This is a genomic window from Streptomyces sp. A1277 (assembly GCF_004795015.1).
Classification (GTDB): Bacteria; Actinomycetota; Actinomycetes; order Streptomycetales; family Streptomycetaceae; genus Streptomyces.
The window spans coordinates 99,391-105,959 of sequence record NZ_SSBI01000026.1; the positions used below are offsets into that span (position 1 = coordinate 99,391).

Annotated in this window: 5 protein-coding genes, 1 rRNA gene and 1 pseudogene; 5 read left to right on the top strand and 2 right to left on the bottom strand. The window is 70.8% G+C overall.

Annotated elements, in window-relative coordinates; all coding sequences use genetic code 11:
- Nucleotides 1–1,146 (bottom strand): S-methyl-5-thioribose-1-phosphate isomerase, encoded by a 1,146-nt coding sequence (gene mtnA, locus E6R18_RS19115; protein ID WP_136318108.1) that lies wholly within the window; start codon nt 1,144–1,146, stop codon nt 1–3.
- A gap of 140 nt (nt 1,147–1,286) precedes the next feature.
- Here mtnA and E6R18_RS19120 point away from each other — a divergent pair, with 140 nt between their 5' ends.
- The 5 genes and pseudogenes from E6R18_RS19120 to E6R18_RS19140 all read left to right on the top strand — a co-directional run bounded on the left by E6R18_RS19120 (nt 1,287) and on the right by E6R18_RS19140 (nt 6,387).
- Complete coding sequence (locus E6R18_RS19120) at nt 1,287–2,516, top strand: glycerophosphoryl diester phosphodiesterase membrane domain-containing protein (protein WP_136318109.1); 1,230 nt, start codon at nt 1,287–1,289, stop codon at nt 2,514–2,516.
- A gap of 63 nt (nt 2,517–2,579) precedes the next feature.
- Nucleotides 2,580–3,152: a hypothetical protein gene (locus tag E6R18_RS19125; protein ID WP_240799787.1), complete on the top strand. Its 573-nt coding sequence runs from the start codon at nt 2,580–2,582 to the stop codon at nt 3,150–3,152.
- Complete coding sequence (locus E6R18_RS19130; protein ID WP_240799788.1) at nt 3,035–4,069, top strand: DUF4350 domain-containing protein; 1,035 nt, start codon at nt 3,035–3,037, stop codon at nt 4,067–4,069. The genes E6R18_RS19125 and E6R18_RS19130 overlap by 118 nt, the downstream gene beginning before the upstream one ends.
- On the top strand, nt 4,066–5,067 hold the full coding sequence (locus tag E6R18_RS19135) for a MoxR family ATPase (RefSeq protein ID WP_136318110.1): 1,002 nt from the start codon (nt 4,066–4,068) through the stop codon (nt 5,065–5,067). The genes E6R18_RS19130 and E6R18_RS19135 overlap by 4 nt, the downstream gene beginning before the upstream one ends.
- An 11-nt stretch (nt 5,068–5,078) precedes the next feature.
- Nucleotides 5,079–6,387: pseudogene (locus tag E6R18_RS19140) on the top strand (DUF58 domain-containing protein).
- 95 nt (nt 6,388–6,482) lie between these two features.
- Here E6R18_RS19140 and rrf read toward each other — a convergent pair.
- Nucleotides 6,483–6,569 (bottom strand): 5S ribosomal RNA (gene rrf, locus E6R18_RS19145); the annotation flags it as partial.

The following is a 6,569-nucleotide window of genomic DNA, read 5'->3' on the forward strand; positions in this document are numbered from 1 at the left end:
TTAGCTAATCGTTACCTGCGATGATCTGGCACACAGCTCGGCCAGCCCGGCCCCCGTGACCGGCGAGATTACGCCCTCCTCCGTGACGATCGCCGTGACCAGTTCCGGCGGCGTGATGTCGAAGGCGGGGTTGTACGACTGGGTTCCCACCGGGGCCACGGCCACCCCGCCCACTTCCTCGCCCCCGGCCCCGCGCGGCGAGAATGTGAGCTCCGTCACTTCCCGCCCGGAACGCTGCTCCACGGTGATCGACGCCCCGTCCACAGTGAGCAGATCCACGGTAGTCAACGGCGCCACCACGATGAACGGTACGTGGTGGTACTTGGCGAGCACCGCCAGCGGATAGCTCCCCACCTTGTTGGCCACGGAACCGTCCGCGGCGATACGGTCCGCCCCGATCAGCACCGCGTCCACCTCCCCCGCGGCGAACAGCGAACCGGCCGCGTTGTCCGTGAGCAGGCTGTACGGCATGCCGTTGCGCGACGCCTCGAACGCGGTCAGCCGGGCGCCCTGCAGCAGCGGACGGGTCTCGTCCACCCACAGCCGCCGCAGCCGGCCCTCCCGGTGCGCGCCGAGCACCACCGCGAAGGCAGTCCCCTCGCCCCCCGAGACGAGCGCCCCGGTATTGCAGTGGGTCAGCAGCCGATGGCCTCCGCCCGGAATCAGCTCCTCCAGCAGGTCCAGACCGAACCGCGCCATCCGCCCGCTGGCCTCGGCATCCTCCCGGTGCAGCGCCCTGGCCTCCGCCAACGCGGCCGCCCCGGCCTGCTCCTGCCCCGCCCCCTCGTCGAGAGCCGCCCAGTACGCCGCGGCAGCCCGCCGCACCCCGTACCCGAGGTTCACCGCGGTGGGCCGCGCCTGCTCCAGCAGCCCGGCGGCCTCCGCCACGTCGTAACCCCGCACCGCGGCCAGAGCCACCCCATAGGCCCCGGCGATGCCCAGCAGAGGAGCGCCCCGCACCGCGAGGGTCCTGATCGCGCCCACCAGTGCCGGCACGTCGGTGCACACCAGCTCCGTTTCCTCGGCCGGCAGCCGCGTCTGGTCGAGGAGCACCAGTACGGGGCCTTCCGGAGGTTCGTCCCAGCGAAGTACGGATAGCCCGGCGGGCTCGCTGCCCACCGGCGATTGCGCGTCCTGATCAGCCATCCGCCCAGTCTGCCCGGTGACTCGCCCGGACATGAAGGGACTGGGGAGATACAAGGGCAGGCCCGCGCCTGTGCAACGCGTGGCACGATGGCTGCCAACCTGACGCCCCGATGCGCGGACAGGACCGTGAAGGAGCAAGAATGAACGACACTCCGGGCTGGGCCTCGCCCGGATCTGCCCCCTCCGACGGCCAGGAGACGGGCGTTCCCCGGCCTTCCGAACCCGTCGACGGCAGCGGACCCGCGGGAACCTGGGCTTCCACGCAGCCGCCCGCCGGGCAGTGGTCCCCGCCGAGCCACACCGCGCCCGGCCCAGGCACCCCGCCTCGCCGCCCCGGCTGGGGCGCCTCCCCGCAGGGGCAGGGCTGGGGCGCCTCCCCGCAAGGTCCGGGCTGGGGCCGGCTCCCGGACGCGGCGAAACCCGGTGTCATCCCGCTCCGGCCGCTCGGCGTCGGCGAGATCCTGGACGGCGCCGTCTCCGCCATGCGCGCCCACTGGCGCGCGGTCCTCGGCATCTCGCTCCCCGTCTCCGTGGTCGCCCAGACCGCCAACCTCCTCGTTCAGCGATACCTGCTGCCCGACCCTCCGACGTTGGACCGGAACGCCACCGGCCCGGAGGCCCTGCGCCAGACCGCGGACTCGCTCCGCTTCAGCCTGCTCGACACCGCCCCGTCCGTGTTCATCTTCATGCTGGCCCTGATCTTCATCACGGCGGTACTCACCGTGGTGATCAGCCGCTCGGTGCTGGGGCGCCCGGTCACCCTGTCCGACGCCTGGGCCGAGGCCCGGCCCAGGCTGCTCCCCCTGCTGGGCCTGACGCTCCTGCTTCCCGTCCTGGGCGGGGCGGTCATGGCCGCGGGCGTCCTCCCGGTCTTCCTGATCGGCGACACCGCGGGAGTCGGCCTGGCGTTTCTCGGCCTGCTCGCGGCAACGGTCGTCTCCGTCTGGCTGATGGTCCGTTTCAGCCTCGCCTCCCCGGCACTGATGCTGGAACGGCAATCGATCACCGCGTCCATGCGGCGCTCCGCCAAGCTGGTCCGCGACGCGTGGTGGCGGATCTTCGGCATCCTGGCCCTGGCCCTGGCTCTGACATTCATCGTGACCATGCTGGTCGGCATCCCCTTCGGCCTGATCGCGGTCACTGCCGACGGCGGCACTCTCGACTCCTTCCTCGACGGCAGCACCACCGGATTCGGCTGGCCGTTCCTGATCATCTCCGCCATCGGCGACGTGGCCGTCACGACGATCACCTATCCCCTCTACGCCGGCGTCATGGCCCTGCTCTACGTGGACCAGCGCATCCGCCGCGAGGCACTCGACCTCGACCTCGCCAGGGCAGCGGGCCTGCCGGGCTACGACGACAGGAGCTGACACCGTGTCGGGGGCGGGCGGGAGACAGCACTCCTGCTGATACGGGCGAGCGGCGGCGCCCCCGTGGAGACCGGGCGCCTCCCGGCCCGGGAAGCGGCAAAGCGCGAACTGTCCAAGGGCGCGTACCACGAGAACGATCCGAACCTCCTCCAACGCGCTCTCGACCATGTGTGGGACTGGTTCGGCGACATCCTCTCGGCGGCCGCCGGGGCCTCCCCGGGCGGGCCGGCCGGATTGGTCGTTCTCCTCCTCATCGTCATCGCTCTGGCCGCCGCGCTCTGGTGGCGGCTCGGCGTCCCGCAACGCGGCGCACGGCCCGCCGACTCACTCTTCGAAGACGGCCCCCGCAGTACCGCGGACCACCGCACCGCCGCCGAGGCCCACGCCGTCGCCGGCCGCTGGAACCAGGCCGTCCAGGAACGGATGCGCGCGATCGTCCGTTCCCTCGAAGAGCGAACACTGCTGGACCCCCGCCCCGACCGGACCGCCGCTCGGCGGACCGCTACGGCAGCAGGGCCATCGCGGAACTCCTCAAGGATCACGGCGTATCCGTCCGCGTCGTCACCACGCTTCAGGACGCCGCCTCCGCAACCGGAGCCGACACCACGCTCCTCGTCACCGCTCCCAACCTGCTGACACCTCACCAGCAGACCACCCTGCGCGCAGCCACCACCGCCACGGCCGGCCGCACCGTTCTCCTCGGTGCGGGCCCCAGCTCCGTGGGCACACTGGCCCCCGGCGTCCGTGCCGAGCCCTCCACCTCCGTGGTGGCACGTCCCCCCGGCTGTTCCATGGCTGCGGCCCTGAGAGCCGGAGCCGTCGAGACGGGCGGCATCCGCTACGCCTCGGACGGTCTCGACGCGACCGCCTGCTACCCAGCCGCCGGTCTGCCCTCCGTCCTCCTTCTGCGGCAGCCCGCATCGGGTGACACCGTCCTTCTCGGTTCCCCCGACTTCCTGTACAACGAGCGCCTTGACCACCAGGGAAACGCATCCCTGGCCCTTCAACTCCTCGGTTCCCGCCCACACCTGGTCTGGTACCTCCCCTCACTCACTGATCCCTCCGCCGGCGGCACCACAGACGACGACGGCGCTACGAACGGCGACACTGTGGACGGTGAGAGCAGCTTCGTCGAGCTGATCAACGTCCGGCTGGCTATGGGGCACCCTGCAACTCGTACTCGCCGCCGTCCTCGCCGCGATCTGGCGGGCCCGGCGCCTGGGCCCCCTCGTCACCGAACACCTGCCGGTGGCCATCCGGGCCTCCGAGTCCACCGAGGGCCGGGCCCGGCTCAACCGCAAGGCCAACACACGCGACAGGGCCGCCGCCTCACTCCGCCGCGCCACCCGCACCCACGTGGCGCCCCTCGTGGGCGTCTCCCCGCGAGACGCCCACCCCCCGCCGTGCTCCTCCCCGCTCTGTCGGCACGCCTCGGCCATGCCCACGGTTCCGTCAGCGACCTGCTCTTCGGCCCGGCCCCCTCCGAGGACGCCGCCCTCGTACTTCTGGCAGACCAACTCGACTCCCTCGAAAGAGAGGTCCGAACCTCATGAGCGCCCCGCCACCCGTGCCCGCCGGCACAACCGGGACCGTCAGCGGCGACGAAGCAGCCCGCGCCTCCCTGGAAGCGCTGCGCTCCGAGATCGCCAAGGCGGTCGTTGGTCAGGACCCAGCCGTGACCGGGCTGGTCGTCGCCCTCCTCTGCCGAGGCCACGTCCTACTCGAAGGCGTCCCCGGCGTGGCCAAGACCTTGCTCGTCAGGGCCCTTGCCGCATCACTCGAACTCGGCACCAAGCGCGTGCAGTTCACCCCCGACCTGATGCCCAGCGACGTCACCGGGCCGCTCGTCTACGACGCCCGCACCGCCGAGTTCTCCTTTCAGCCGGGCCCTGTCTTCACCAACCTCCTCCTCGCCGACGAGATCAACCGGACGCCTCCCAAAACCCAGTCGTCCCTCCTGGAAGCAATGGAGGAGCGTCAGGTCACCGTCGATGGAACGCCCCGCCCCCTGCCGGAGCCCTTCCTCGTCGCCGCGACGCAGAACCCCGTCGAGTACGAGGGCACCTACCCGCTTCCCGAGGCCCAACTGGACCGTTTCCTACTGAAGCTGACGGTCCCGCTTCCCACCCGCGATGACGAGATCAACGTCCTCACCCGCCACGCCGGCGGTTTCGATCCGCGCGATCTGAAGGCGGCAGGTATACGCCCGGTCGCCGGTCCCGCCGATCTGGAAGCCGCCCGCATCGCGGTCGCCGGGACAATCGTCTCCCCCGCGATCGCCGGCTACGTCGTGGATATCTGTCGTGCCACGCGTGATTCCCCCTCGGTCTCGCTCGGCGTCTCACCCCGAGGCGCCACCGCACTGCTGTCAACCGCCCGAGCCTGGGCCTGGCTCACCGGCCGCGACTACGTAACTCCGGACGACGTGAAGGCATTGGCCCTCCCCACGCTCCGACACCGCATCCAACTGCGTCCGGAAGCGCAGATGGAAGGGGTCACCCCCGACTCCGTCATCACCGCTGTTCTCGCCCATGTCCCCGTACCCCGATGAGGCGATGAACCGTGGCCCTCACCGGACGCGCCGCCCTGCTGGCCGCCATCGGCTCACTCCCTGTAGGCATCGTGGCCCCGAGCTGGACGGGAATGCTCGCGGTCAATGCCCCGATTTCACTGGCAATTCTGTGCGACTATGCCCTGGCAGCGCCAGTGCGTTCGCTTCAGTTCACCCGATCCGGTGATACATCCGTTCGACTCGGTGACGGGGCAGAAGTGCAACTCACCGTAACCAATCCTTCCCGTCGGCGGCTGCGGGCACACCTCCGTGATGCCTGGCCTCCCAGCAGCTGGCTGCCCGACACCGAGCCATCCGCCTCCCGCCACACGCTGACCGTTCCGCCCGGCGAGCGACGGCGTCTGAGCACCCTTCTGCGTCCCACACGCCGAGGCGACCGCCGAGCCGAGCAGATCACCATCCGCTCGTACGGCCCTTTGGGACTGGCTGCGCGCCAGGGCAACCACCAGGTGCCGTGGACGATCCGCGTCCTTCCGCCGTTCACGAGTCGCAAGCATCTGCCGTCGCGGCTCGCCAGGCTGCGCGAACTGGACGGCCGTACCAGCATCCTGGCCCGTGGGGAGGGTACGGAGTTCGACAGCCTGCGCGCTTACGCCCCGGTGACGACATCCGCTCGATCGACTGGCGGGCCACCGCTCGTCAGGCCGCAGTCGCGGTTCGGACCTGGCGCCCCGAGCGCGACCGGCACATCCTTCTCGTCCTCGATACGGGCCGTACGTCGGCAGGCCGGGTCGGCGACGTTCCACGCCTGGACGCGGCGATGGACGCGACGCTGCTCCTCACCGCTCTCGCGACCCGTGCCGGCGACCGCGTCGCCCTGCTCGCCTACAGCCGTCGCGTCAGGGCGAGGGTTCAGGGCCGTGCGGCCGGGGAGGCCCTTGCAGCCGTGGTCGATGCGCTGGCACCGCTCGAACCGGAGCTCGTGGAGACCGATGCACGAGGTCTCGTAGCCACGGCTCTGGCAAATGCCCCTCGTGGTTCGTTGGTCGTCCTTCTGACCAGTCTGGACGCGGCGGCCGTGGAGGAGGGGCTGTTGCCGGTACTCTCCCGGCTCACCCAGCTCCACACCGTGCTGCTCGCGGCAGTAGCTGACCCGCACGTCGAGGAATGGCCCGGGCACGGGGCACAGTGGACGCGATATACGAGGCGGCCGCCGGAGCCGAAGCCCAGGCCCGGCGCCTTCGCACCGCGGAACAGCTCAGGCGCCAGGGCGTCGTCGTGGTCGACGCACCGCCCGATGCCCTCGCACCCGCCCTCGCCGATGCGTACCTGGCCCTCAAAGCTGCAGGCCGACTTTAGAGGGCCATGGCCAGCCGGGGAGGGGCCGGCCACAACCGGTCCGGAAACGCAGAAAAGCCCCGTGCCACAAGGGCACGGGGCTCTTCCTAAAAGGAGTTCGGCGGCGTCCTACTCTCCCACAGGGTCCCCCCTGCAGTACCATCGGCGCTGAAAGGCTTAGCTTCCGGGTTCGGAATGTAACC